General features: G+C 40.9%; 21 protein-coding genes, 1 pseudogene and 1 riboswitch. Of the genes and pseudogenes, 18 read left to right on the top strand and 4 right to left on the bottom strand.

Annotated features, from left to right (window positions below; all coding sequences use genetic code 11):
* The first annotated feature begins 136 nt into the window (after positions 1 to 136).
* A riboswitch (cyclic di-AMP (ydaO/yuaA leader) is annotated at positions 137 to 265 on the top strand.
* Positions 266 to 268: 3 nt separating this feature from the next.
* Entirely contained in the window at positions 269 to 958 is a 690-nt protein-coding gene (locus UFO1_RS18775) for a C40 family peptidase (RefSeq protein WP_144390901.1), read from the top strand.
* Between the two features lie 7 nt (positions 959 to 965).
* Here the strand turns inward: UFO1_RS18775 and UFO1_RS25850 are convergent.
* A pseudogene (locus tag UFO1_RS25850) lies at positions 966 to 1,193 on the bottom strand (IS3 family transposase); the annotation flags it as partial.
* A gap of 136 nt (positions 1,194 to 1,329) precedes the next feature.
* Here UFO1_RS25850 and UFO1_RS18770 point away from each other — a divergent pair.
* The 11 genes from UFO1_RS18770 to UFO1_RS18720 all read left to right on the top strand — a co-directional run bounded on the left by UFO1_RS18770 (position 1,330) and on the right by UFO1_RS18720 (position 13,302).
* A complete protein-coding gene (locus UFO1_RS18770; protein WP_038673379.1) occupies positions 1,330 to 2,007 on the top strand; it encodes a TVP38/TMEM64 family protein in 678 nt (225 codons plus the stop codon).
* A 289-nt stretch (positions 2,008 to 2,296) separates the two neighbouring features.
* Positions 2,297 to 2,497, top strand: a complete 201-nt coding sequence (locus UFO1_RS18765; RefSeq protein WP_236639251.1) for a hypothetical protein — start codon at positions 2,297 to 2,299, stop codon at positions 2,495 to 2,497.
* A gap of 151 nt (positions 2,498 to 2,648) precedes the next feature.
* Positions 2,649 to 3,203: a LemA family protein gene (locus tag UFO1_RS18760; protein WP_071842034.1), complete on the top strand. Its 555-nt coding sequence runs from the start codon at positions 2,649 to 2,651 to the stop codon at positions 3,201 to 3,203.
* A gap of 85 nt (positions 3,204 to 3,288) precedes the next feature.
* Positions 3,289 to 3,984 carry a response regulator transcription factor gene (locus UFO1_RS18755; RefSeq protein ID WP_038673373.1) on the top strand — a complete coding sequence of 232 codons (696 nt, stop codon included), beginning with the start codon at positions 3,289 to 3,291 and terminating at the stop codon, positions 3,982 to 3,984.
* Complete coding sequence (locus tag UFO1_RS18750) at positions 3,977 to 5,152, top strand: cell wall metabolism sensor histidine kinase WalK (protein WP_038673372.1); 1,176 nt, start codon at positions 3,977 to 3,979, stop codon at positions 5,150 to 5,152. The genes UFO1_RS18755 and UFO1_RS18750 overlap by 8 nt, the downstream gene beginning before the upstream one ends.
* A 637-nt stretch (positions 5,153 to 5,789) precedes the next feature.
* On the top strand, positions 5,790 to 7,088 hold the full coding sequence (locus UFO1_RS18745) for a TolC family protein (RefSeq protein ID WP_038673370.1): 1,299 nt from the start codon (positions 5,790 to 5,792) through the stop codon (positions 7,086 to 7,088).
* 28 nt (positions 7,089 to 7,116) lie between these two features.
* Positions 7,117 to 8,397, top strand: a complete 1,281-nt coding sequence (locus UFO1_RS18740; RefSeq protein WP_038673368.1) for an efflux RND transporter periplasmic adaptor subunit — start codon at positions 7,117 to 7,119, stop codon at positions 8,395 to 8,397.
* 11 nt (positions 8,398 to 8,408) lie between these two features.
* Positions 8,409 to 11,597 (top strand): efflux RND transporter permease subunit, encoded by a 3,189-nt coding sequence (locus UFO1_RS18735; RefSeq protein WP_038673366.1) that lies wholly within the window; start codon positions 8,409 to 8,411, stop codon positions 11,595 to 11,597.
* Between the two features lie 86 nt (positions 11,598 to 11,683).
* Positions 11,684 to 12,148, top strand: a complete 465-nt coding sequence (locus tag UFO1_RS18730; RefSeq protein WP_038673364.1) for a hypothetical protein — start codon at positions 11,684 to 11,686, stop codon at positions 12,146 to 12,148.
* A gap of 27 nt (positions 12,149 to 12,175) precedes the next feature.
* Entirely contained in the window at positions 12,176 to 12,736 is a 561-nt protein-coding gene (locus tag UFO1_RS18725; protein ID WP_038673361.1) for a C40 family peptidase, read from the top strand.
* A gap of 146 nt (positions 12,737 to 12,882) precedes the next feature.
* Positions 12,883 to 13,302 carry a SoxR reducing system RseC family protein gene (locus UFO1_RS18720; RefSeq protein ID WP_038673359.1) on the top strand — a complete coding sequence of 140 codons (420 nt, stop codon included), beginning with the start codon at positions 12,883 to 12,885 and terminating at the stop codon, positions 13,300 to 13,302.
* 89 nt (positions 13,303 to 13,391) lie between these two features.
* On the opposite strand, the gene UFO1_RS18715 is transcribed toward UFO1_RS18720, so the two are convergent.
* Positions 13,392 to 14,021, bottom strand: coding sequence for a hypothetical protein (locus tag UFO1_RS18715; RefSeq protein ID WP_038673357.1), 630 nt, complete (start codon positions 14,019 to 14,021; stop codon positions 13,392 to 13,394).
* A gap of 225 nt (positions 14,022 to 14,246) precedes the next feature.
* A complete protein-coding gene (gene lepB, locus UFO1_RS18710; protein WP_038673355.1) occupies positions 14,247 to 14,813 on the bottom strand; it encodes a signal peptidase I in 567 nt (188 codons plus the stop codon).
* 576 nt (positions 14,814 to 15,389) lie between these two features.
* Here lepB and UFO1_RS18705 point away from each other — a divergent pair.
* Entirely contained in the window at positions 15,390 to 15,740 is a 351-nt protein-coding gene (locus UFO1_RS18705) for an ASCH domain-containing protein (protein ID WP_038673353.1), read from the top strand.
* 75 nt (positions 15,741 to 15,815) lie between these two features.
* On the opposite strand, the gene UFO1_RS18700 is transcribed toward UFO1_RS18705, so the two are convergent.
* On the bottom strand, positions 15,816 to 16,160 hold the full coding sequence (locus UFO1_RS18700; protein WP_038673351.1) for a DUF4870 domain-containing protein: 345 nt from the start codon (positions 16,158 to 16,160) through the stop codon (positions 15,816 to 15,818).
* A gap of 286 nt (positions 16,161 to 16,446) precedes the next feature.
* Here UFO1_RS18700 and galE point away from each other — a divergent pair, with 286 nt between their 5' ends.
* The 5 genes from galE to UFO1_RS18675 all read left to right on the top strand — a co-directional run bounded on the left by galE (position 16,447) and on the right by UFO1_RS18675 (position 23,638).
* The gene (gene galE / locus UFO1_RS18695) at positions 16,447 to 17,439 is read left to right on the top strand and encodes a UDP-glucose 4-epimerase GalE (protein WP_038673349.1); all 993 of its coding nucleotides are present in this window, start codon (positions 16,447 to 16,449) and stop codon (positions 17,437 to 17,439) included.
* 12 nt (positions 17,440 to 17,451) lie between these two features.
* Positions 17,452 to 18,945 (top strand): UDP-glucose--hexose-1-phosphate uridylyltransferase, encoded by a 1,494-nt coding sequence (gene galT / locus UFO1_RS18690; RefSeq protein ID WP_038673347.1) that lies wholly within the window; start codon positions 17,452 to 17,454, stop codon positions 18,943 to 18,945.
* Between the two features lie 226 nt (positions 18,946 to 19,171).
* Positions 19,172 to 20,194, top strand: a complete 1,023-nt coding sequence (locus UFO1_RS18685; RefSeq protein WP_038673345.1) for a 3D domain-containing protein — start codon at positions 19,172 to 19,174, stop codon at positions 20,192 to 20,194.
* Between the two features lie 245 nt (positions 20,195 to 20,439).
* On the top strand, positions 20,440 to 21,642 hold the full coding sequence (locus UFO1_RS18680; RefSeq protein ID WP_038673343.1) for an ROK family transcriptional regulator: 1,203 nt from the start codon (positions 20,440 to 20,442) through the stop codon (positions 21,640 to 21,642).
* Between the two features lie 319 nt (positions 21,643 to 21,961).
* Positions 21,962 to 23,638 (top strand): ribulokinase, encoded by a 1,677-nt coding sequence (locus tag UFO1_RS18675; RefSeq protein WP_038673340.1) that lies wholly within the window; start codon positions 21,962 to 21,964, stop codon positions 23,636 to 23,638.
* The last annotated feature ends 5 nt before the right edge of the window (positions 23,639 to 23,643 follow it).

Below are 23,643 nucleotides of genomic sequence, written 5' to 3'. Positions count from 1 at the left end.
CACTTGGAATACACCCACTTGTAGTTTGGCCTCTTGTAGAGTAATTTCCTTTTAGAAGTCAGTTTTAATAAACTATTGCTGGGGTAAGAAGACTGGTGGTGTTTATATTTAAGGAGGTGAATTTAGGAGCTTTTTTACAGTACATACGCCGAATCCTGTATAGGTACGGAGGACCCAAGTTTTTGGGGTGAAGCGTTTTTTCGCAGGGTTGCATTGCCTGACCCTAACCCGACAGCTAACTCCGGAGGCGAAGAAAGGCGGAACAAGAGTGAATACGTTTATACCAAAAGTCATCGCATCCATTGCAGTAGCGATCTCATTTGCTTTGTTAACTCCGGTAGGAGCTCACGCAGCAGATATTCTTCGGCCTGGAGATAGGGGATCTGAGGTAACTTTTCTTCAGGAACGGTTACAAAGTCTCGGCTATAACATCCCGAGTGCCGATGGCGTTTATGGGAATTTGACTGAGGCAGCTGTTGAAAACTTTCAAGCAAATAGCGGACTAGATGCTGACGGTATCGTTGGTTATCAGACATGGGATGCCTTGCGGAGCGGCAACAGCCAAGTCAGCCGGGGCCAGAGAAGCCGGTACCTTATCGACAACATCATTCAAACAAGTAAAAGGCTTCAAGGAATTCCATATTTGTGGGGCGGAGATACTCCCCAAGGATTCGATTGTTCGGGCTTCACCCAGTATGTTTTCAGGCTAAATGGCATAAACCTGCCACGCACTGCCGATGAGCAGTACGAATTAGGTGTTCCTGTTAGTTATGACAATCTGCAGCCGGGAGATATGGTGTTCTTTACTACATATGCACCAGGACCATCACACAATGGTATCTACATTGGTAATGGCCTGTTTATTAATTCGTCATCAAGCCACGGTGTATCAATTGCTCGCATGGACAATTCCTACTGGGCACCAAGATATATTGGGGCGAAACGAATATTACGCTAAAATTGCATTAAAAAGGCTGCCAGCATTTTTGAACTGACCCCAAAAAGTAGACAAAAATTATTAAGCAGCTATTTGAGGACTGAATCCTGTATTGTACAGGACTCAGTCCTTTTAGTCTACTTTTAATTTTGATATGGTTTATAGTAATATATGTATACTATTCTTCTTTTTAATGGTCCATATACTCAAACGTTTGCAGATAAAATTGCTCTGATTTCAATAAGCCGATGAAGTTTTATTAGTTCTTCAAGGGATTTTCATCAGTTTTTCATATTGTTATAGTATGATAAGAATTAAGATATATAGATTAGTTACGAGAGTATATAACAAGATAAATAATGAATCATTATTATAGAAAAGGAAGATTATTTATGAATAAATTGTGGGGCTGGCTAGTTATTATTACATTGGTTGGGCTGACCTATCTGTGGCAGCCGGAGTTTTTTCAAGAAGCATATGGCATCATCAAGCATGGTGATATTTCTGCCTTGGCTGAGTACTTACGTTCTTTTGGTGAATGGTCGGTAGTGATAACACTGGCCCTATTTGTGGTTATGACTTTTACGATTGTTTTTCCCTTTATGATTTTATCAGGGGCAGCAGGCATCATCTATGGGCTATTTTGGGGTATTGTCATTTCTTGGTCAGGAGAAGTGATTGGGGCACTAGTCATGTTTGTTTTCGCCCGGTACTTCTTTCGTCAAATAGTGGAAGGATGGATTACTAAAAGTAAGTATCTTAAGCAGGTGGATGATTACAGCGCAGCCAATGGTTTTAAGGCTTTATTAATAGCTCGTCTGCTTCCATTAGCTCCATCGGGTATTATTACGGCCGTTGCAGCCATTAGCCGCATGTCATTTCGGGATTTTTTTCTGGCAACAGTGCTTGGTAAATTACCACCGGTAGTGATAAAAGTCTTACTTGGCCATGATATTGTATTTGCTGGAGAAAACATGACTCGGCTCATAGTAGTAGCAGCTTTAGTTGTTGGAGTATATCTGGCTTTATGGTGGTATAGGCGAAGCAAAGTGCAACATGGAAATGCATAAGCAAATAAATAGGCATTGGTTGTAGTAAAAGCGAAAAATGGTATCTAGGAGAAAAAAGGATGATATATTGACCATCCTTTTTTAGGGGTATTAAGGTATAGATACTTAATAAACTGACTCCTTTAATACTATTAGAAGAAATTTCATAAGTTCTTCAAACTTTCTTCATAAGTTCTTCACATATGTTTAGTATAATAAAAACTATATAAACCAGTAAGAATTATAAGCTTTGGGGTTTAAAAAGTGGACATAACGCTATAGGAGTACATAGAGAATAACAAAAAGAGGAATGGGGAGAATAATGACAATGAATAAAAAAGTAACAGGAATCATTTTTGCTGCGTTAACAGCAGTATTTATATCGGGTACGGTTTTGCTGCCGACCACGGCTACGGTATTTGCCGCCGAAGAGACAAATCAAGAGCAGCCAGCACCGCCCCAGGATGCTCCGAAAGACGGTGGTAACGAGCATTCTGGTCATCACATGTAATAGTAATAGCCCTTCCATACGGAAGGGCTATTTGATTGCTATAGAAAATGGGAAAACCTTGTGAATTCCCATAAGTTCTTCATATGATCTTCAAAACTTCTTCACAATAAAACTGTATACTAGAGATAAAGAAGGTAAGGAGGAAAATATGATGAATAGGACTGTATGGATCATTATAGCCATAGTCGCCATGCTAGTCATAGGTGGAATTTCAAGCTATAACAGTTTGATAAATATGAGTGAAAACGTTGGTGGCAAATGGAGTCAGATTGAAAACCAGCTTCAGCGGAGAGCTGACTTAATTCCTAATCTCGTTAGTACGGTGAAGGGATATGCTGCCCATGAGCAGCAAGCGATTCAGGCGGTGGCTGATGCCAGGGCGAAACTGGGCGGTGCCCAAGGACCGAGTGCTAAGGCTGAGGCGAATGGGGAATTAAATACTGCTCTGAGTCGGCTCTTGGTAATTGCTGAAAACTATCCGAATTTGAAAGCGGATAAAAATTTCCGAGCATTGATGGATGAATTATCGGGAACTGAAAATCGCATTGCAGTGGCCCGTAAGGATTATAACGAAAGTGTACAGCTTTATAACACAACCATTCGTTCGCTGCCGGCCAGTATATTTGCTAGATATTACGGATTTGATCCCATGGAATATTTTAAAGCCGATGAAGGAGCTAAACAAGTGCCGCAAGTTAAGTTTTAACAGTAAGACAAGTTGCCGAAAGAGGAAGAAAATGGTCAAAGGATGAATAGTAGAATGTGAATGTTGTATGAGAGGGGGGCTTCTTATGGCCCAATATTCAGTATTAATTGTCGACGATGATGTGAAACTAGTTAATCTTTTGAGAACATATTTCGAAAAAGAAGGCTGTATAACGTATTCGGTTAATGATGGCCTAGATGCATTGCAGGTAGTGCGGGAAAAGAAGCCAGATATTATGGTGTTAGATTTGATGTTGCCTGGTCTTGATGGATTGGATGTCTGCCGAAAAATCCGTAAGGATAATGATATTCCCATCATTATGCTTACTGCCCGAGATGAAGAAAGCGACAGATTAATCGGTCTGGAAATTGGTGCAGATGACTACGTGACAAAGCCTTTTAGTCCCAAAGAAGTAGTCGCTCGGGCCAAAGCCATTTTGCGCCGTGCAAATAAAGAGGTGGTGCGGAGCGAGCCAATTCAAGTGGGAAATCTAATCATTGACTTAGAACGTCACCAAGTTACCAACGGTGGCCATACTGTGGAAGTGACGCCTACCGAGTTTAAAATTATGGAACTATTAGCAGCCAATGCTGGTAAGGTTTATAGCCGCCTGCAGATTGTCGAACAAATCCAAGGGTATAGCTTTGAAGGGTATGAACGGACAATTGACGCACATATTAAGAACTTGCGTCGCAAAATCGAGATTAATCCGAAGGAACCTCAGCATATTCAAACGGTATATGGGATTGGCTACAAATTTGCTGGTGAAGTCGATGAATAGTATTACTTACCGCATTACAGGCGTGATGTTTTTGGCGGTGGCGTTTACGGTATTATTACTGGTTTACTTGACCAATGGACAGATGAATGAGCATTTCAAAGAGTATTTAGTAGTGCAGAAGATGGAAATGGGGCAAAATGGCATGATGAAGCATACGGATGTCGGCAATTCGACGGTGGCTTTTGTCATGGGACCACCAGAAGAAACTTTTTTGGCTTCTGTCCACAAATCGCTTATTTGGGTAGGGATGGCCGTTTTGGCAGCCGGTCTTGCTGCTAGTTATTTCGTAGCTCGCAGCATTACCGTACCGCTCCGCAATTTGAGCCGCGCTGCAGAGCAAATTGAAAAAGGAAATTTTGATCAGCAAGTGTCGGTGGAAACGAAAGATGAAGTGGGTCACTTAGCTGCTATCTTTAACCGGATGGCCGAAACATTGGCGCTCAATACCAACTTGCGTCGACAATTCTTAGCCAATGTCGCTCATGAGCTTCGGACACCGCTTGCCATAATTCAAGGACACTTAGAGGGGATGGTAGATGGTGTGATTGAACCGAGTCAGGAACAACTTTCTTCCTTACATGAAGAAGCTATCCGGCTCAATCGCCTCATTACAGACCTTCGTGATTTGTCGTTAGCCGAAGTTCGTCAGTTAGCGTTGGAAAAAAACAGTACACATGTCAATCAAATTGTTAGTCGAGCTGTGTACATGCTTAAACCGCTAGCGGATGAGAAGGACATCCGCGTGGATTGCATGTTAGACGAAAAATTGCCGGAGCTTGAAGCCGATGCAGATCGGCTCAACCAGGTGTTTTATAACATTCTAGTGAATGCCATTCGTTATTCTCCAACTAAGAGTATTGTAAAGGTTGTTACTGTGCAGGAAGAAATAGAAGGTCGATCATGGCTTAAGGTTTCAGTCGTTGATAACGGGCCTGGTATTGCACAAGAGGATATACCTCATATCTTCGACCATTTCTATCGGGGGGACAAGTCGCGAGATAGAAAAAGCGGTGGATCGGGCTTAGGACTGGCTATTGTTAAGCAACTTGTGGAAATTCATGGCGGCCGGGTAGCAGTCAAAAGTAAGTTGGGAGAAGGAAGTGTTTTTCAAATACTGTTACCAGTTGGTCTGGAAGAAAGCAGTCAGGATAAGGGGAATCTCTCGTAATACATGTGAGAATGAGACAGGTAGTTCAAAACGATATAGAAAATCTATCATGAGACGCATTCGGTTGCGTCTCTGTTTTTATGTCCGAATAGGAAAGAACCTGCCTGTATTATAGGGAAGGTTCTGAAGTCATGGGTATTGATGTTAGTTAGGTATGTCGTTCAAGTCTACTCAAAATATAAAAGAATGATTAAGTAACTATAAATAACATCAGTTCTTCAAACTTTCTTCATGAGATCTTCACACCAGTTAGATATTATATAGATATTGAGAGCAAAGAAGAACGAGGTGAAGGGCAATGTTGGGATTACTTATAATCCAATCGGTAGTCGTTGGGTATTTATGGTATTATCTTTTAAATCGAATTGAAGAGGTATCTATCAAGGAAGAATGATGAAATCAAAATAATGTCCCCATGACTCTTGAGTGTTGTGGTTTCGAGCATTCAAATCAGGGACATAGAGGATCAAAGACTAAATTATAAAATTATGTATATCTTCATGAGATCTTCATGACTTCTTCACAACTTCTTCATAACTTATCTGTATAGTAGTAAACAGGATTATTGCGCTTAAAATTTAGTATAAAGAAATAAGTTTGTCATTAACGCCTCAAGTGGGGACGTAAAGGGGGACATATGAAAGTTATAAAATGGTTTCAACACAAAACACTGCCATTGACCGCTGTGCTCGTATTGGGAATTATGGCACCAGCTATGGCGGCGGAGGTCCAGGAAACATTGTCGTTAAAGCAAGTAGTGGATACGGCTGTTAAAAGCAATCCGGCTGTAATCGAAAGTCAAAAACGCTGGGAGGAAAAACAAGCCCGTATTCCGCTGGCTAAAGCCTTGCCGAATCCGCAGTTTGGGATTATGAAAGACGACATACCAAACGGTAGCTTAAATCCTTTTGATGCTATGATGACCGAATATACTTTAACCCAGGAATTTATGAATCCAGCCAAACTAAAAGCCATGGGCAAAATGGCTGGTAGCGATGCCGAAATGGCCAAAGCTAATTACCAAGATAAGCAGATGGAGGTCTATACTACGGCCAAAACAGCCTATTATGACCTGCTCTATGCCGATAAAGCGCTGGAGATTGGTAAGGAAAATCAGCAACTTATGGGCCAGTTAGTTCAGATTGCTCAGGTTAACTATTCCACTGGCATGGTACCGTTGCAGGATACACTTAGGGCTCAGACCGAGTTTTCTAAAATGACTACCGATTTGTTGAGCATGGCGTCCATGGCGGCAGTGGCAAAAGCGAAAGTCAATACTGTCATTGGCCGTAAAGCAGATACACCGTTAGCGGTGAAAGAAGAATTCAGCGCTCCGCCTCCTACATTTGATTTGGACAAATTGCAAACAGAAGCACAAACCGGTAAGCCAACTGTTGTGAGCATGGAACGACAAGTGGAAATGGCAAAGAATGGTGTAGAATTGGCTAAAAAGCAGCAACTACCAGATTATCAATTCAGCATTGGTTATAAAGATAGAAAGCAAACTGAAATGGAAACTACACCGGATACCTGGAAAATGGAATTTATGGTTATGCTGCCAATTTGGCAGGGGAAAAACAAAGCAGAAATTAAATCGGCTTCGGCTAACTTAGAAGCAGCCCAGGCTTCACTAAACAATATGCAAAATATGACCGGTTTGGACTTGCAGATGGCGCTGACAGAAGCCCAATCGGCCTGGCGTCGAATTGACCTATATAAAAATACAGTGATTCCTCAAGCAGAACAAACCTATCAAGCTGGAGTCGTGAGTTATACCAACGGTAAAGTGGATTTTATGGCTGTCCTAGATAGTCTCAATGCTCTCCGTAACGTGAGATTGGATTACTATAAAGCTCGTATAGATTATGAAAAAGCAGCGGCAAATTTAGAAAAAGCGGTAGGTAAACCTTTATTTACCAGTGGAGCACAGCCATAACAAGCAAGGTGGAAAAGGAGAGGACAGCATGATCGAAAAATTACGTGACAAAAAGAAAATTATCATAGGGGTGACTGCTGGTATCCTGGTTTTTGGCGGTGCCGGTTACTACTATACCATGCAGCACAATAAACCAGTCGCTGTAGATCATAGCGGACATCAAATGTCTGGACCGATTATGGCCATGGGCGATACGGTTACTCTGGACGCCAAGGCTAGGCAATTGGCCGGGGTGCAAACAGCACAAGCAATTGCCAAGGCTTTAGCAAAAGAAATCAAAACTACTGGTAAGATTGCCATGAATGAAAGTGGGCGGACCTACATTACTTCCCGAGTGGAAGGGCGAGTTGATGAACTATACGTAACCGCTGACGGTGATTATATTGCTCCAGGGCAAGCTATCGCTTCTGTATATAGTCCAACCTATATCGCGGCCCAGGAAGAATACTTATTAACATTAGAAAATGTACAAAAGCTGCAAAACGCGGGTAAAGATGTAGTCCAGATCAACAACCGTCTGCGGGAAGCTGCAAGGCGTAAATTACAGTTGTTAAACGTGCCGGATGGTGATATCGCTCATTTAGAGCATACTAGAAAACCTAATGATCATATGACTATCTACGCTCAGTTTGGCGGTACTGTTCTTGAGAAACAAATTTTGCCGGGAGCATTCATTATGCCTGGTGATAAACTGTATAGTCTTTCCGACCTATCCACTCTTTGGCTGTATGCCGATATTTACGAAAAAGATATAGCAGGGATTCAAATAGGTCAACCAGTTGTGGTAACTAGCGGCGCTTATCCGGGAGAAACCTTTAACGGGCAAGTAACCTTTATTAACCCGGTGCTTGATGATGCCACGCGAACAGTAAAAGTAAGGGTTGAAATGGCTAATCCGAGTGGTAAATTAAAACCGAATATGTTCGTTAATGCGAATGTGCAAATATCGCTGGGAGATAGTTTAGTCATACCGGAATCCAGTATCTTGGATAGCGGTAGCCGTAAAACCGTCTTTGTTGCCCAAAGTGAAGATACCTTTGTCAAACGTGATGTAGTTATAGGGCAATACGCTGATGGTTATGTTCAGATTCTGTCTGGACTACAGCCTGGAGAAACAGTGGTCACGGCAGCCAACTTCCTTATTGATTCCCAGACTAAATTAGGCAGCTTTGGCAGTCATGCCGGCCATGGTGGCGGTTCAGCAGCTAAGGAGACTAGTGCACCTGCACCTTCGGGCGGTACAAATAGCGGCGGGGTTGCTCCGGCACCTGCTACCGGGAGCGAACATAGCGGCCATGGTGGTCAGTAAGGAGGAGCAACATGCTTAATAAATTAATCGAGTTTTCCTTGAAAAATCGCGCGATTATCCTGGTGTTATATGCGTTGGTCATTGTTTGGGGAGCCTTTACCGTAAAGGATACCCCAATCGACGCTTTTCCTGACCTCAGTGAAAACCAGGTTCTTGTCTCGGCTGATTGGATGGGCCGGGGTCCCCAGGAAATCCAGGATCAGGTTACTTATCCCCTGGAAACTGCCTTGCGTGGATTGCCAAAAGTGAAAGAAGTACGTTCCGCTTCCTCTTTCGGGATGTCACTTATCACTGTAATTTTTGAAGAAGGGGTAGACCCTTACTTTGCTCGCCAAGTTGTGAACGAAAAAGTGCAGCAGGCGATTCCCCAACTACCACGAGGCGTACAGCCTGCCTTGGGTCCAGTCAGCACCCCCATGGGCCAAGTTTTTATGTATACCGTGGAAAGTGACCGGCACAATCTAGCGGACTTGCGTACAGTTGAAGATTTCACGATCAAGCAGCAATTGAGCGCAGTGCCGGGAGTGGCCGAAGTTGCCAGCATTGGTGGCTATGTGATGCAATACCAGATCAATCTTGATCCTCATTTACTACAAAACTATCGAATTACTTTCAACCAGGTATTTGGGGCTCTCGGCGCCAACAATGCCAATATCGGTGCAAAAGTAGTCGAACAAAACGGCCAGGAATTTATCATCCGTGGATTGGGATTAATCCAATCACCAGATGACATTAAAAATATTGTGATCTCGCAAAATAACAATGTGCCAATTTATATCAAAGACGTAGCTAACGTAACTGCTGGCCCTGATTTTCGCCGAGGGGTATTAACCAAATCTGGTTATGAAGCAGCTGGGGGAATTGTCATTCAGCGTATGGGGGAAAACACGCTGAACGTGATTGACCAAGTGAAAGCGAAAATCGCCGAAATTGGGCCGACTCTACCAGAAGGAATGCGAATTGTACCTTTTTACGATCAGACGGATTTGGTTAAAAAAGCAGTGAATACGTTGACCCGAGCATTGATGGAAGAATTTATTTTAGTATCAATTATTGTCATCTTATTTTTAGGGAATGTACGGTCCAGCTTAATTGTGACCTGCGCTATTCCTATCGGTATCTTAATTGCGCTGATTGCTATGAAACAGATTCATCTATCAGCTAACCTGATGTCTCTTGGCGGCATTGCCATCGGTATTGGTGTTATGACTGACGCGGCCATTGTTATGGTTGAAAATATCTTCAGGCATCTGGCAGAAGACGGCGGTCGACGTAATATTATCGATGTGACGCTAGAAGCGGCGAAAGAAGTAGCTGCACCGATTTTCTTCTCTATCACGATTATCATTGTCACCTTCTTACCCGTATTCACTATGACGGGAACAGAAGGCAAAATGTATACTCCAATGGCCTGGGCTAAATCCTTTGCCATGAGTGGATCACTACTGTTGGCTTTCACTTTGGTACCGGTATTGTGTACCTTATTGCTCAAAGGTAAGATACAGGAAAAAGATACTTGGATTGTTGCCAAAATGCACCAATGGTATGTACCCACTTTGAAGTCAGTGTTAAAGCACAGTAAAATCACCATTATTTTAGCAATTGTCGTGATGATTGCTGGATTCTCATTATTGCCCCTAATTGGTACCACTTTTATGCCGGCCTTGGATGAAGGAACTTTTCTGGTTATGCCAACTATGCTGCCTAATGTGTCATTATCAGAAGTATTAGAAGCGGCTAAAACCATGGATAAGGTCATCATGGATATTCCGGAAATCGATATGTCCGTGGGGAAAGTAGGTCGAGCCGAGTCTGCTATGGACCCAGCGCCGATTAGTATGATCGAAACCATTGTCACGTTAAAACCCAAAGAGCAGTGGCGGCCTGGCATGACCAAAGAAAAGGTTGAGCAAGAAATGATGGTCAGACTTGCCAATGTACCTGGACTTAACTTAGCCTTTACCCAACCGATTGCGGGACGGTTATCCATGCTGACCACTGGAGTTCGTACCGAACTAGGTATCAAACTTTATGGGGAAGATCTGCAGGTGCTGCAGCAAAAAGCCTTTGAAATTGAAAAAGCACTAGGGGCTGTACCAGGAGTTAGCGATCTGCTGGCTGAACGAGTCTTTGGCGCTTCCTATCTCGAAATTCAAGTAAATCGGGAAAAAGCAGCCCGATACGGTCTTAGCATTGCCGATGTGGAAGATGCTGTTGAGTTAGCGGTAGGCGGCAAAAATGCTACCACTACCATTGAAGGACGCAAACGTTTTAACGTCTTAGTGCGCTATAACCGGGAAAACCGGGAATCCATTAACGCCATGCAAAATATTCTCATTCCAGTAACGGGTAGTGGCTCTGGGACGAAAAACAACGGTGGTGCAATGGGCGCAGGCATGGGTGGCGGTGCAGCTACCACAGCGGCTGGCCCGGCTACTGGTGCTTATGTGCCACTAGGTGAAGTAGCTCAATTTCGGGTTGTAGATGGTCCGTCCATGATCAGTAGTGAAAATGGAGTTTATCGAATGATAGTCCAGATGAATACTCGGGGCCGAGACGTGGTCAGCTTTGTGAATGAAGCCAATCAGGTTATCAAAGAAAAAGTTGATTTGCCAGCCGGCTATTCTATGAAATGGACCGGACAGTATGAAAATCAGCAAAGAGCGAAAGACCGATTGTCTTTGGTAGTACCAGCAGTCATTGTGCTCACATTCTTCTTGCTCTATATGACCTTTGGTTCCGCTAGCGATGCTTTTCTCATCCTGATGAACATTCCCTTTTCCTTGGTGGGTGGCATTGTAGCCATGTATGCTACCGGCACCTACATGACGGTAGCGGCTGCTGTTGGCTTTATCGCTCTCTTTGGAATAGCGGTGCAGAATGGGGTCATCATGGTTACCTATATTAAACACCTAAGAGATCACCGAACCTTAGAAGAAGCCATCACAGAAGGCGCCTTTACTCGCTTGCGGCCAGTTATGATTACCGCGTTAGTTGCTAGCTTAGGATTGTTTCCATTACTGTTTGCCACAGGTACGGGTGCCGAGGTACAGCGCCCAATGGCCACAGTCGTAGTTGGTGGTCTAGTGACTTCTACAATTTTGACATTGGTCGTTCTGCCGTGCATCTATCTGGTGTGGAATCAGTGGCGGGAGCGTAAGAATCCGGCAGTATCTGAAAAATCTCACACTGCTGAGTAAAGACAGTTAACTAATAGTAAAGCTGTAGTGGGGCAAAATGCCCCACTACAAAAAAGAATTTAAAAATTATTGGAGGTTATTGGGATATGAAAAAAAGTAAAGTACTCTTTGGTTTATTAGCTATTATTGCAGTTGTTTCTCTGGTAGCGGGGTGTGGATCTAGTGAAAAAGCACCTGCTCAGGCGCCAGCCGCTAGTCAAGAACAAGCATCTGGTCATCAAGGGCATAGTGCAACGATGCCAAAAGAAGATCCTATGCCTATCATGAAGGATTTGGATAAATCATTGCAAGATGTGGTCAAACAAGTAAAAGCTGGTCAAACAATGGATGCACAAAAGAGCGCAGGGCAGTTAGTTAGTACAACCGAAAAAATTCTACCACATATGATGGATGCCAGTTTAAAGGATAATTTGCGCAAGGCGGCAGGTGATATTAAAAATACGGTTAACGCTGGCAAAATGGATCCTAGTGCTATGGAAAGCAAAGTGAAGACCATGCAAGATGCTATGCAGGCAACCACGTCTCACTTACAAACCATGCAACATCAATAATAGCTAGCGGGGGAGGAGAAGTGGAATATGAGAAAATGGATAGCAATACTATTTGCCGGGATTCTTTTTAACGGCATAGGAGTGGTTCAGGCTTCTCCGACCTCTGGTTATAGCCAATTTATGCAGTCATTGGATTCCATAGCAGGAGTGACCATGCCGGTAGCGGATGAGCAGCAAATAGCGGCTCGATCAGTTACTCTGCCTACGGGCCAGCCTGGACAGTCGGCACAAATATTGACCATTGCCAGGAGTATGCTCGGTCAACCAGTAGTGTGGGGAGGAGCTTCACCTGGGCAAGGTTTTGACTGCTCCGGGTTGGTGCAATATGTATATCGGCAAGCAGGTATCAATTTGCCTCGTACCGCGGATCTACAGTTTTTAGTGGGTAGAACCGTATCGCCAGCTTCCTTGCAGCCAGGAGATTTAGTGTATTTTACTACCTATGAGCCAGGTGCATCTCATGTGGGAATTTATATTGGCAGGGATAAATTTATTCATACCTCTTTTTCCAAAGGCGTAGTCGCTATTGGGGATATGAATGATAGTTATTTTATACAGCGATATTATGGTGCGAAACGAGTATTATGATAAAGAAGATCAGGTCGCCTTTGGGGTGCCTGATCTTCTTTATAGGTAGCTCAGGCGAAAAAGCAGAACTTATATACCCTTATCGTGTATTCTTAACTATTTGGTAGGATGGTTCTATTCTGAGTTCAATTTAGGAGTGAATCGATATGCAAAAACAGCAAGAAGGAATGGTATTGGAAGTGAGTGGTCGTATGGCCAAAGTGAAAACCAGTCGTCATAATGATTGTGAGAATTGTGGAGCTTGTCCCGGTAATAGTGCAATGGTCTTAGACGCTCGCAACTCTGTGGGAGCCAAGCCTGGTCAACGAGTTCTAGTGGAAATTAAAGAAATAAATATGCTAAAGGCAGCCTTTACTGTATACATACTGCCGCTGCTAGCCGCTCTTGCCGGTGCTATTATTGGTGATTTTATAGGACGATTTTTAGGATTTGAAGAATTAATTTCAAGGTTAATTGGCGGATCAGGAATGACCTTATTATCGATATGGTATATCAAATATTATGATAATAGCGCCCGTATGGACGATAAAATGCAGCCAACTATTATTCAGATCATCTCAGAATAATAGTTATCTCATATACACAATGAAGTATAGAAAAAGGAACCACTCTATCCTAGTTAATGATAGAGTGGTTTTGAAATATGTATTGAAGTTTAGTACTTGGAGGGAACACCGTCAATTCTAGTGTTAACTACGCTATTTTCCATCCAGCCTTCCACTGTGTGACCGCCAATTGTTTTTTTGCTGTAGTGGCTAGGATTGTAGTCAATTACGGTATATTGCCCACTGTTTTTGCTACCACTAACGATCGTTTCGAGGTCCGCATTGATGCGATAAGCATTGGTGACAACACCATCAACTTTGGTAGTGACTATATCGTTTTTCGCCAAGGATTCCACCGTATGCTTACCAGCTGCCTTCTTGTTGTAGTGGGTAGGATTGTGGTCAATCACAGTATACTGCTGGCTGTTCTTACTACCACTAGTGATGGTTTTAAGATCTCCATTGATAGGATACGACGTAGTTACGACTCCATCTACTCTGGTATTTACTACACCATTTTTGACCCAGCCTTCCACCGTATGATTGCCAGCTACTTGTTTATTATAGAGGGTGGGATTGCGGTCGATCGCGACATAGCGAACGAGAGCTCCGCTGGTAATCTTTTTTGTTTCAATCGATTTAATTGGGTTTATTTCCGGAAGAATTTCATTAGCGGAAACCATACTGGCTCCCAGTACATTCATTACTAATAAGGATGCAGTTATAAAAGTTTTTTTCATTTTAATTTCCCCCTTAATTCTTATTACCCATATAATACCTAAATAATATGAATATCTAATGAAAGACCTATGAAGAACCTATGAAGAACTTGTGTTATTTTTCTAGTGCAATTTAAGGTGGTAGGGAAGTTCTTTTATTAGAAAACAACAAAAGGAATATTATAGAAAAAGCTCAGGCAACCAACGGTTGCCTGAGCTTTTTTATAGGTATTTTTATCTAAACCATTATAGTTTTAAAACCACTTTTCCTAAGACTTGGTTGATTGGCACGGGGCCAATAAAGCGGCTATCACTGCTATTGTTACGATTATCACCCATGACGAATACGTGGTCTTCTGGAACAGTGATTTTTTTCTCAGAGCTATAACGCATAAGTTCTTTCGTATAAGGTTCTTCTAAAGCGATACCATTTCTGAATACTTTATTGTCTTTAAACTCGAGTACATCTCCTGGTTTACCAATAATTCTTTTGACCCAAATATGGTGATCAGATTGGTCAACGAGTTTCAGCATACCTAAATAGGTATTCATAGGATCAACTAAATCATCTTTCCAAGTTCGCTCTCGCAGTACGCGACTATCAATGATCACAATATCGCTGTAATTTGGTAGTTGCCTTAAGGTGTGGGATACCTTAGAAACAAATAAATAATTATCATTTTGTAAGGTAGGCTCCATAGAACTGCCTTGTACGCGAGTTGGCTGGAACAAAAAAGCGTTAATCAGTAGGGCGCAGGTAAAGGCTATTATAATACTGTAGGACCAGTCAAAAATGGCATTCATTATTTTCATAATAGGGTCTCCTTCTCTAAAGTTAAGTTACCCAAAGAGGTAATACGATTGTATCAAATGTTTTTTAAGAAGTAAAGTATTCAGCGGACAAAGGAAGAATTCATCTTACTTGGAAGAGATCGTTCTTTGGAAATTGAGTGAAGTAAAATTTAAAGTACTACAGTAATAATATCCTAAATATGTGACGTAGATATGACAGATCGGTATAATTGTCTAAGATTTATTTAAGTACCACTATATGTGCCAGTAAGATTTTCTTAAATTCAAATGTGTAGTTAATTACGAGATATATAATATAGACGGCAAGCAAGAGGGATGATATACTTAAACCAAATAGATTGTTCGGTAGCAGTTATAACTTCATTACCAAAAGCAATGGCGCTAAAGACATAAGTTCTTAGTGTCATTTTGTCTATATATAATTATCACGCTCTGCCATTACCATGTAACCTGGTGTTTTCCATACCCACCCTATGCTATATGTTTAATGTATTTAGGATAGTAAGGGGGGGAACTTCTGCTGCATGGAAAATAAAATGTGGATCTACTAAATATTTATTTTGAGGAGGAAACATTATGTTTGCATTAAATTTCCAGTCGTCACATCATGAAGAGTTATTACAGAGTCGTATCAAGAACTGTACGGTTCGCTTAGGGGATTTAAGAGAAGTATATGCAGAAAATTCTCTAGTGTGGATTACTTTCGGAAAAAAACTAAGTCCTAGAAAAAAAATGTACCAGGCGATAATTGATAAGATACATATTAAAAAGTTTTCTCAATTAACAGCAGAGGATTTAGTTCATCAAAATCCTACGATTACGACAACCGAAGAACTAATTAAATTTTTTGAAACGCTTTATGCTAAATCAATATCACCGAATGATATTGTAAGCGTAATCTATTTTTCAGAAGTACTAGGGGAATAAAGGTTATTCAGGAAAAGGGTATTGTGCCAAGTATCAAATCGATACTTGGCACAATACCCTTTTTAAAGTTTTCCTTCATTCCTTGTCAATTTGCTTTTCCACCCAAGTACCGATAACTGGTAATTTGTATTTTTCCCCCATATAGGCTTTATAGAGTAAAACTAACCATAAAACCATAGATGCTATGGCAATCAGTGGTGAAAGTAACAATCCTAGAATGGGTATAAGTCGTATCACGGTTGATAGAATAAATAAGGCAAGAAAGGTTACTAAGGACTGTAGGGCATGGAATCGAACAAACTTATTTTCCTTTTCCAGTACAAGGAATATGGCTCCAGTTAACCAACCAAAAACATAAGATAATAATGCTTCTATGTTTTCACTCAGACCAAGGGAAGTTTTTGTATTCTGACCACTCATCCTATTTCCCCCTCTTGGGCATTTTCTATTAAAAATACCTTACTATACTATATGTTGCGCCTATTTATTTGACAGTAAGAATACCTAGATTAGTCATAGGTATATAGTATTCAGATTACTTTTTTAACTTTTCAGAAAAAGGAGTTCTTGATTTTTCGTTGAAAGATTTATTGTATAAGAATAAACTAGATTGAAAAAATTATCCTAAATAGAGTACGTGAACAAACTGGCTAGGTTATTATCCGTAAAGGAACGTGAAGCCGGAAAATTATAAGGAGGCCATATCATGAGTATTTTAGTATTAGGCGGGGCAGGTTATATAGGATCTCATGCAGTGCACCAATTGCTAGAAAAAGACTATAAGGTAGTCGTAGTAGATAATTTAGAGACAGGTCATGAACAAGCTGTTCCTTCTAAGGCTGTTTTTTATAAAGGTGATATTCGGGAAAAAGAGTTTTTACGAAGTGTCTTCCAAAAGGAAAAGATCGAAGTAGTAATTCATTTTGCTGCCAATTCAATTGTGGGAGAATCCATGACAAATCCGATAAAGTACTTTGGTAATAATGTGTATGGAACGCAAGTACTTTTAGAAGTTATGAATGAATTTGGCGTAAACAAAATTGTATTTTCTTCTACGGCAGCAACTTATGGCGAACCTAAGGAAGTACCGATAACAGAAGATATGCCCACAAACCCCACGAATGCTTACGGGGAAACGAAGCTAACAATGGAAAAGCTAATGAAATGGTGTGACACTGCCTATGGGATCAAATATGTATCACTGCGTTATTTTAATGTAGCAGGGGCCCGGGAGCAGGGGGAAATTGGTGAAGATCATGCTACGGAAACTCACTTGATTCCGTTAGTATTGCAGGTCCCACTAGGCAAACGGGAGTATATTACAGTTTTCGGCGAGGATTATGATACAGAAGATGGGACTTGTATTCGAGATTATATCCATGTGGAAGATTTAATTGAAGCTCATATATTAGCGATGCATTATTTACAAAACCAGGGAGACAGCAATATATTTAATCTTGGTAGTAGCCAAGGTTTTTCTGTTAGACAGATTATCGAGGCAGCAAGGGAAGTTACGGGGCATCCAATTCCAGCAAAAATAGGAGAAAGAAGAGCTGGTGATCCGAGTACCTTAATCGCTTCCTCTGATAAAGCGAAGAAAATATTAGGTTGGCAACCAAAGCGCACTTTGATTCATCAAATTATAGCAGATGCTTGGAAATGGCATCAAAGTCATCCAGCTGGATATGAAGGCGAATAAGGAGATTCGAGAATGAATATATATCAAATCATTCAACAATTAATTGAATGTGCAATTACTTTAGAATTTATAGAATTAGAAGATGAGATCTATGTAAGAAATCAAATTCTATATCTCCTTGGAATGAATGATTTTGTGGTAACAGAGAGGCTACTGGGCGAAGCTGCGATAGCTGACCTTTTAGAAGAGATAGTAGAGTATGCAGTTAGGAATGAAGTGATTGAAGATCTCTTTGATGAAAAAGAAATACTTGCAAGTAATATTGTCAATTGCTTTATGCCAAAACCTTCTGAGGTCAATAAAATTTTTTATGAGAAATATAAAGAGAATGGTATTGAGGCAACTAATTATTTTTATAAGTTGAGTAAAAATAGTAACTATATACAAACCAAACGGATAGCAAAAAATATAAGTTATCAGTCGAAAACCGAATACGGCACCTTGGATATTACAATTAATTTATCTAAACCAGAAAAAAATCCTAAAGATATTATGAAAGAAAAAGGGGTAAAAAGCACGAATTACCCCAAATGTTTACTATGTGTGGAAAATGAAGGCTATGCTGGGCGAATTGGGCATCCTGCTCGCTCGAATCATCGCTTAGTACGAACCGAGCTTGCTGGTGAACCTTGGTTTCTTCAATATTCCCCTTATGTCTATTATAATGAGCATTGCATTGTCCTTTCGAATGAGCATCGGGATATGAAAATTGACCGTCAAGGACTGGTACGCTTAGTGTCTTTTGTTGAAAAGTTTCCTCATTATTTTGTTGGTTCCAATGCAGATTTACCAATTGTTGGAGGTTCGATTTTATCCCATGATCATTACCAAGGGGGGCGCTATGAATTTGCCATGGAGCGGGCAGGGGATGAGTATCCGTTTCAATTAAACCAGTTTCCAGGTGTTACCTGCGCCATTGTGAAATGGCCTATGTCTGTCCTTCGCCTGCGAGGTAAAGATGTGAAGGAATTGGTTGATGCAGGGGATTGGATTTTACATTCTTGGAGGCAGTATAGTGATCCATCTCTAGATATTTTGGCTTATACAGGGGAAACACCACACAATACAATTACTCCCATTGCACGTAAACGGAATGAATTATTTGAGATTGATCTCGTACTCCGAAATAATCGCACAAATGAGGAACATTCGCTGGGAATTTTCCATCCTCACAAAGACGTACAGCATATCAAAAAAGAAAATATTGGTCTCATTGAAGTCATGGGATTAGCCGTACTGCCAGCAAGACTGATTCAAGAATTAGAAGAAGTGAAAAAGCAGATACTAGGTGAAGAGTGTAATGTAGCAGAATATCATCAAGTATGGGCTGAAGAACTTTCTGAAAAATACAAAGAAATCGCAAATCAGGGGAATGTAGAAGAAATTATAAAAAAAGAAACAGCAGCTAAATTCCTCCGAGTTTTAGAAGATGCTGGTGTTTTCAAAAGAAATGAACAAGGTATGGCAGGTTTTAAAAAATTTATACAAAGTGTAAATAGAATATAATCAGTTTTGAACCACTAAGACACAATGCCGCTATCGCGTCACACAAAGAGACGTTCCATAGTGGCCTTTGTGTTTTTGTGGTTCAATATTTTGATTTTCTCTGCGTTCTCTGCGGTTTTAAAAAAGGTTTATGTTTTAAAATAGTTTTTCTCTAAAAATTTCCTAGAATGCCAAAAATAAATTAGTAGATACTATGGATAATAACCTCGTAAAGGAGGAAATCCATATGAAACATATAAATCATGGTAGACGTATGGCGCATTTTAAGAAAAGATACAAGCATATTGCGGCTGCTTTTGCTGGGGCCATTCTTATGTCATCGGCATTATTGCCAGGACTTCCAGTTGCTCATGTTCATGCCTCAGCAAATCCTAATGTAGGTAATACTCGTGATACCAGTGCGAAAAAAATTCAGAATAGAAATCAAGAAGAAAGAATTGCAGGGCAAGCTGTTAAAATCAACCAAACTCCTCGCAATATAGCACAGTCCAATGTGAGTAGGAGTGAGGCAATTAATCGAATAAGACAAATTTTCAATGCAAACAAAACGCTGCGTGTAGCTTCTCAATTACCTGCCACAGACAATAAGGCAGATCATCTAGTGACGTCGATCAGTGATAAAAAGTATAGCCCACCTAATGTATCAACTTCGCCGGTCAATGAAGGGAAAACTGATAGCTTGGTTACGCCCAGCAAGGATACAAAGTACACTCCGCCAGTAGCCCCTTCACCTGCTGGTGAAAGTAAGGTTGATACTCCTCCAGTGCAAAATCCCGAAAAAGAATATAGTCCGCCGCCCCCCGCTCCACCACCACCTAACGAACAAAAAGAAGAAAAACCCAAACAAACCAATCCTGAGCCTGAGAAGACACCAGTTAATCCTGCCCCTAAACCAGACACCGAGGAGAAACAACCTAGCGGCGCACCAACCAAGTATGAAAAAGTACTCGATATTACAGCCACTGCTTATGCACCAGGTCCTTTAGATAATGACCAGTGGGGTGATAAAACCTATATGGGTACGACGATTCGCCCAGGTGTTATTGCTGTAGATCCTAAGGTCATTCCCTTAGGTTCTCGTTTATACGTTGAGTATCCTGATGGTCATGGTGAGTATAAGATAGCAGAAGATACCGGTGGCGCGATCAAAGGCAATCGCATTGATATTGCTATCATGAATCGGGATAAAGCTACTGATTTTGGTATTAAGCCAGTGAAAGTGTATGTTGTAGAAACGCCAAAAGAATAATAGATTTAGTGAGCACCTGATTTCATTAGGAAAATTAGGTGCTTTTTATATGTTTAGAATCAGAATGCATGACATATTCATGCTCCCCTTAATAATGAAGAGTTAGCCCATACTTGTCTTATTAATTAAGAATTAAATTAAATGGTATAGACAATTTAAGTTTATATTTATATAATTATGAACATAGTGAATGTGCGTTACATTCTGGTGACAAAAAATAAATGAAAGTGATATGTAGGTGTAATATGGAAGGTGTAACTACAAATGTAAAAGTAATGGGCGGTCTTAATGAGTCCCTTGTTGTTAATATGATTCGAAGACGTGGACCTATATCTCGTGTAGATATTGCCAAATTGACAGGTCTAACGGCACCCACCGTAACGAACGTTTCGGGCAAACTCATTGAAGCCGGTTTGATTCAAGAATACATGGTTGGTGAATATAGTGGAGGTCGGCGCCCTGTACTTCTTAAGGCTAACTCTGAAATGGTTAACATGATTATTGTTGACATTCGTTCAAAAGAAATTAAAGGGTATTTGATCAATGGAGAATTAGAAGTTGCCGAAGAGATCTGTCATGATATTCGGAATTTAGATAAAGACAAAATATTGTCCTTAGTCGAAGACACCATCGCAAAGTGTTATGCTTCTGATAATGGAAAATTAGCAATGGCCATTGGCATTATTGTGCGAGGACCTGTCATGTCGAGGGAAGGACTTTCTTTATTTTCTCCGAGTACTGGTTGGCATAATGTACCATTAAAATACATTATGGAAGAAAAGTTTCGACTTCCTGTTTTTGTAGAGAATGATATGCGGGCTATGGCTTTAGGGGCATATCACTACGGCCCATATCGTGACATTAAAAATGCAGTATTTTTAGGAGTCGGTGGCGGGATTGGTTCTGGAATTATTTTAAATGGTGAACTATATAGAGGGTTAGGTGACAGTGCGGGTGAAATTGGTCATACAGTTGTAGATGTGAATGGGCCGGCATGTAGTTGCGGTAACTCTGGCTGCCTTGAGGCTATGGCATCAGAGACAGCATTGATAGCAATGGTAACTGAGGCAATAGAGCAAGGAGAAAGCTCGCTACTTTATGAGATGGTAGAGAGCAATATAAATGCTATAAGGCCTGAGCACATTTATACTGCAGCTGGAGATGGTGACTTGCTTGCGATAAAAGCACTCCAGCATGTGGGCAGGTATCTTGGTATGGGGGCGGCTAATATTATTAATATTTTTAATCCCCAATTAGTGCTCATTGGTGGTGGGATTGTTAAAGGGCAACAATTTATGGAAGAGACCATGAAGGAAGTTATTAAAGAACGTGCTTTGGGGAATTGTTATTCTTCTACTCGTATTGAGTTTTCCACGGAAGGGAGAAGAGCAGCCTTGAAGGGAATTGTTGATTTAGTTATGGAAGGAATCTTTTTCTCACTTAAATAATTATATAAAAGACTGTTTACATTTTAAGCTTAGAAAAGTGCTGGAATGTAGGCAGTCTTTTATTTTACAAAAATAGAATTTTCAAAAAAATAGTTACTATTGCAAGAAGGAAGTAAGCAAATCACGTCGTATATTATTTAATATTAAATTAATTTATAAATTAATTAGCGAAAAATAATAGCAGAATTTCAATTGGGATTAAATGGTATTCAATGGGGTTCTGTCATACATTAGAGTATGGCAACCAAGAGGCAGACCATCCTGCTGGTAGATAGAAAGTTTGTTTTTGTATCATAAATAAGAATGGAGGTTAGATAGTATGGGAAGTAAAAAGTATAGTTTGGGGATTGATTATGGTACCCAATCTGGTAGGGCATTGCTTGTTGAAGTTGAGACGGGTAAAGAGGTCGCAACTGCTGTGGTAGCTTATCCTGATGCTGTGATTGATGAGAAGTTGCCAGGTACAAATATAAAGTTAGAATATGATTGGGCACTGCAAAATCCAGAGAATTATTTAACGGTGCTGTATGAGGCAATTCCTAAAGTGTTACAAGACTCCCAGGTAGATCCTGAAGACGTAGTAGGATTAGGGATTGATTTTACTGCTTGCACTATGCTGCCTGTGACAAAAGATGGAAGGGCCTTGTGCCAGCTCACTGAATATCGAGATCAGCCTCATGCATGGGTAAAACTTTGGAAGCATCATGCAGCCCAAGATGAGGCCAATTGCTTAAATGAAATAGCAGCTGCGAGGGGAGAAAACTTTCTTGCCCGTTATGGTGGAAAAATATCTTCAGAATGGCTAATTCCTAAAATATGGCAAATAGTCAATGAGGCTCCCGAAATATATCAAGTAGCTGATCGGTTTATGGAGGCTACAGATTGGGTTATCATGCAAATGACGGGTGTAGATATTCGTAATAGTTGTACTGCAGGTTATAAGGCGATATGGCATAAACAAGAGGGATATCCTAGCAAAGACTTTTTTAAAGCATTGGATCCTAGATTAGAAAATCTAGTGGAAGAAAAGTTAAATAGCCCTATTGTTGCTATTGGCAGCAAGGCTGGGGAATTAACGGCAGAAATGGCAAAGAAGATGGGCTTAAAACCAGGAATGGCTATCGCTGTAGGCAATGTAGATGCCCATGCGGCAGTCCCTGCTGCAGGAGTGGTTACACCAGGGAAACTGGTTATGAGTATGGGAACTTCTATTTGTCATATTGTCTTAGGTGAAGAAGAGAAAACAGTGGATGGTATGTGCGGCGTGGTAGAGGATGGTGTCATTGGTGGCTATTTTGGCTTCGAGGCCGGACAATCTGCTGTCGGTGATATTTTTGAATGGTTTGTTGAAAACTGTGTTCCAGGTACTTATACGGAAGAGGCAGCCTCTCGCAGTATGAGTATTCATCAATTACTTGAAGAAAAAGCAGAGGCATTAGTTCCGGGAGAAAGTGGTTTAGTAGCGCTTGATTGGTGGAATGGAAATCGTTCTGTATTGGTTGATACTCATTTGACAGGCGTGTTATTGGGAGCGACCCTTCTTACCAAACCTGAGGAGATTTACCGCGCATTGATTGAGGCTACTGCCTATGGGACAAATATGATTGTGGAAACGTTTACGGAAGCGGGAGTAAAAATTGATGAATTATATGCTTGTGGTGGTTTATCTCAGAAAAATAATCTTCTCATGCAAATTTACTCCGATGTAACAGGGCGAGAAATTCATATTGCAACCTCTCTACAAACACCTGCACTAGGCGCTGCCATGTTTGGTGCGGTGGCTGCAGGTAAGGAAAGTGGTGGTTATGATACCATTTTGGATGCAGCAGCTCATATGACTTCAGTGAAAAAGGTGTATAAGCCTATTGAGAAAAATTTGGCACAATATAAAAAATTATATGCTGAGTATAAAATTCTCCACGATTATTTCGGCCGTGGTGCAAATGATGTTATGAAGCGACTCAAGGAAATAAAAAGAAAAGCGAAAACCTGTTAAAAACC

The organism is Pelosinus sp. UFO1 (assembly GCF_000725345.1).
GTDB lineage: Bacteria > Bacillota > Negativicutes > DSM-13327 > DSM-13327 > Pelosinus.
The sequence above is the reverse complement of the archived record's forward strand: the minus strand, read 5'-3'. Positions and strand labels throughout refer to the sequence as shown.

Bases quoted from the DNA above. Each gene is read 5' to 3' on its own strand.
- UFO1_RS18700 (WP_038673351.1), bottom strand. From the start codon at position 16,160: ATGAGTGGTCAGAATACAAAAACTTCCCTTGGTCTGAGTGAAAACATA.
- UFO1_RS18680 (WP_038673343.1), top strand. From the start codon at position 20,440: ATGGAAGGTGTAACTACAAATGTAAAAGTAATGGGCGGTCTTAATGAG.
- UFO1_RS18725 (WP_038673361.1), top strand. From the start codon at position 12,176: ATGAGAAAATGGATAGCAATACTATTTGCCGGGATTCTTTTTAACGGC.
- UFO1_RS18730 (WP_038673364.1), top strand. From the start codon at position 11,684: ATGAAAAAAAGTAAAGTACTCTTTGGTTTATTAGCTATTATTGCAGTT.
- UFO1_RS18720 (WP_038673359.1), top strand. From the start codon at position 12,883: ATGCAAAAACAGCAAGAAGGAATGGTATTGGAAGTGAGTGGTCGTATG.
- UFO1_RS18760 (WP_071842034.1), top strand. From the start codon at position 2,649: ATGAATAGGACTGTATGGATCATTATAGCCATAGTCGCCATGCTAGTC.
- galT (WP_038673347.1), top strand. From the start codon at position 17,452: ATGAATATATATCAAATCATTCAACAATTAATTGAATGTGCAATTACT.
- UFO1_RS18770 (WP_038673379.1), top strand. From the start codon at position 1,330: ATGAATAAATTGTGGGGCTGGCTAGTTATTATTACATTGGTTGGGCTG.
- UFO1_RS18765 (WP_236639251.1), top strand. From the start codon at position 2,297: ATGGGGAGAATAATGACAATGAATAAAAAAGTAACAGGAATCATTTTT.
- UFO1_RS18745 (WP_038673370.1), top strand. From the start codon at position 5,790: ATGAAAGTTATAAAATGGTTTCAACACAAAACACTGCCATTGACCGCT.
- UFO1_RS18675 (WP_038673340.1), top strand. From the start codon at position 21,962: ATGGGAAGTAAAAAGTATAGTTTGGGGATTGATTATGGTACCCAATCT.
- UFO1_RS18715 (WP_038673357.1), bottom strand. From the start codon at position 14,021: ATGAAAAAAACTTTTATAACTGCATCCTTATTAGTAATGAATGTACTG.
- UFO1_RS18735 (WP_038673366.1), top strand. From the start codon at position 8,409: ATGCTTAATAAATTAATCGAGTTTTCCTTGAAAAATCGCGCGATTATC.
- UFO1_RS18750 (WP_038673372.1), top strand. From the start codon at position 3,977: ATGAATAGTATTACTTACCGCATTACAGGCGTGATGTTTTTGGCGGTG.
- UFO1_RS18705 (WP_038673353.1), top strand. From the start codon at position 15,390: ATGTTTGCATTAAATTTCCAGTCGTCACATCATGAAGAGTTATTACAG.
- UFO1_RS18755 (WP_038673373.1), top strand. From the start codon at position 3,289: ATGGCCCAATATTCAGTATTAATTGTCGACGATGATGTGAAACTAGTT.
- lepB (WP_038673355.1), bottom strand. From the start codon at position 14,813: ATGAAAATAATGAATGCCATTTTTGACTGGTCCTACAGTATTATAATA.
- UFO1_RS18740 (WP_038673368.1), top strand. From the start codon at position 7,117: ATGATCGAAAAATTACGTGACAAAAAGAAAATTATCATAGGGGTGACT.
- galE (WP_038673349.1), top strand. From the start codon at position 16,447: ATGAGTATTTTAGTATTAGGCGGGGCAGGTTATATAGGATCTCATGCA.
- UFO1_RS18685 (WP_038673345.1), top strand. From the start codon at position 19,172: ATGAAACATATAAATCATGGTAGACGTATGGCGCATTTTAAGAAAAGA.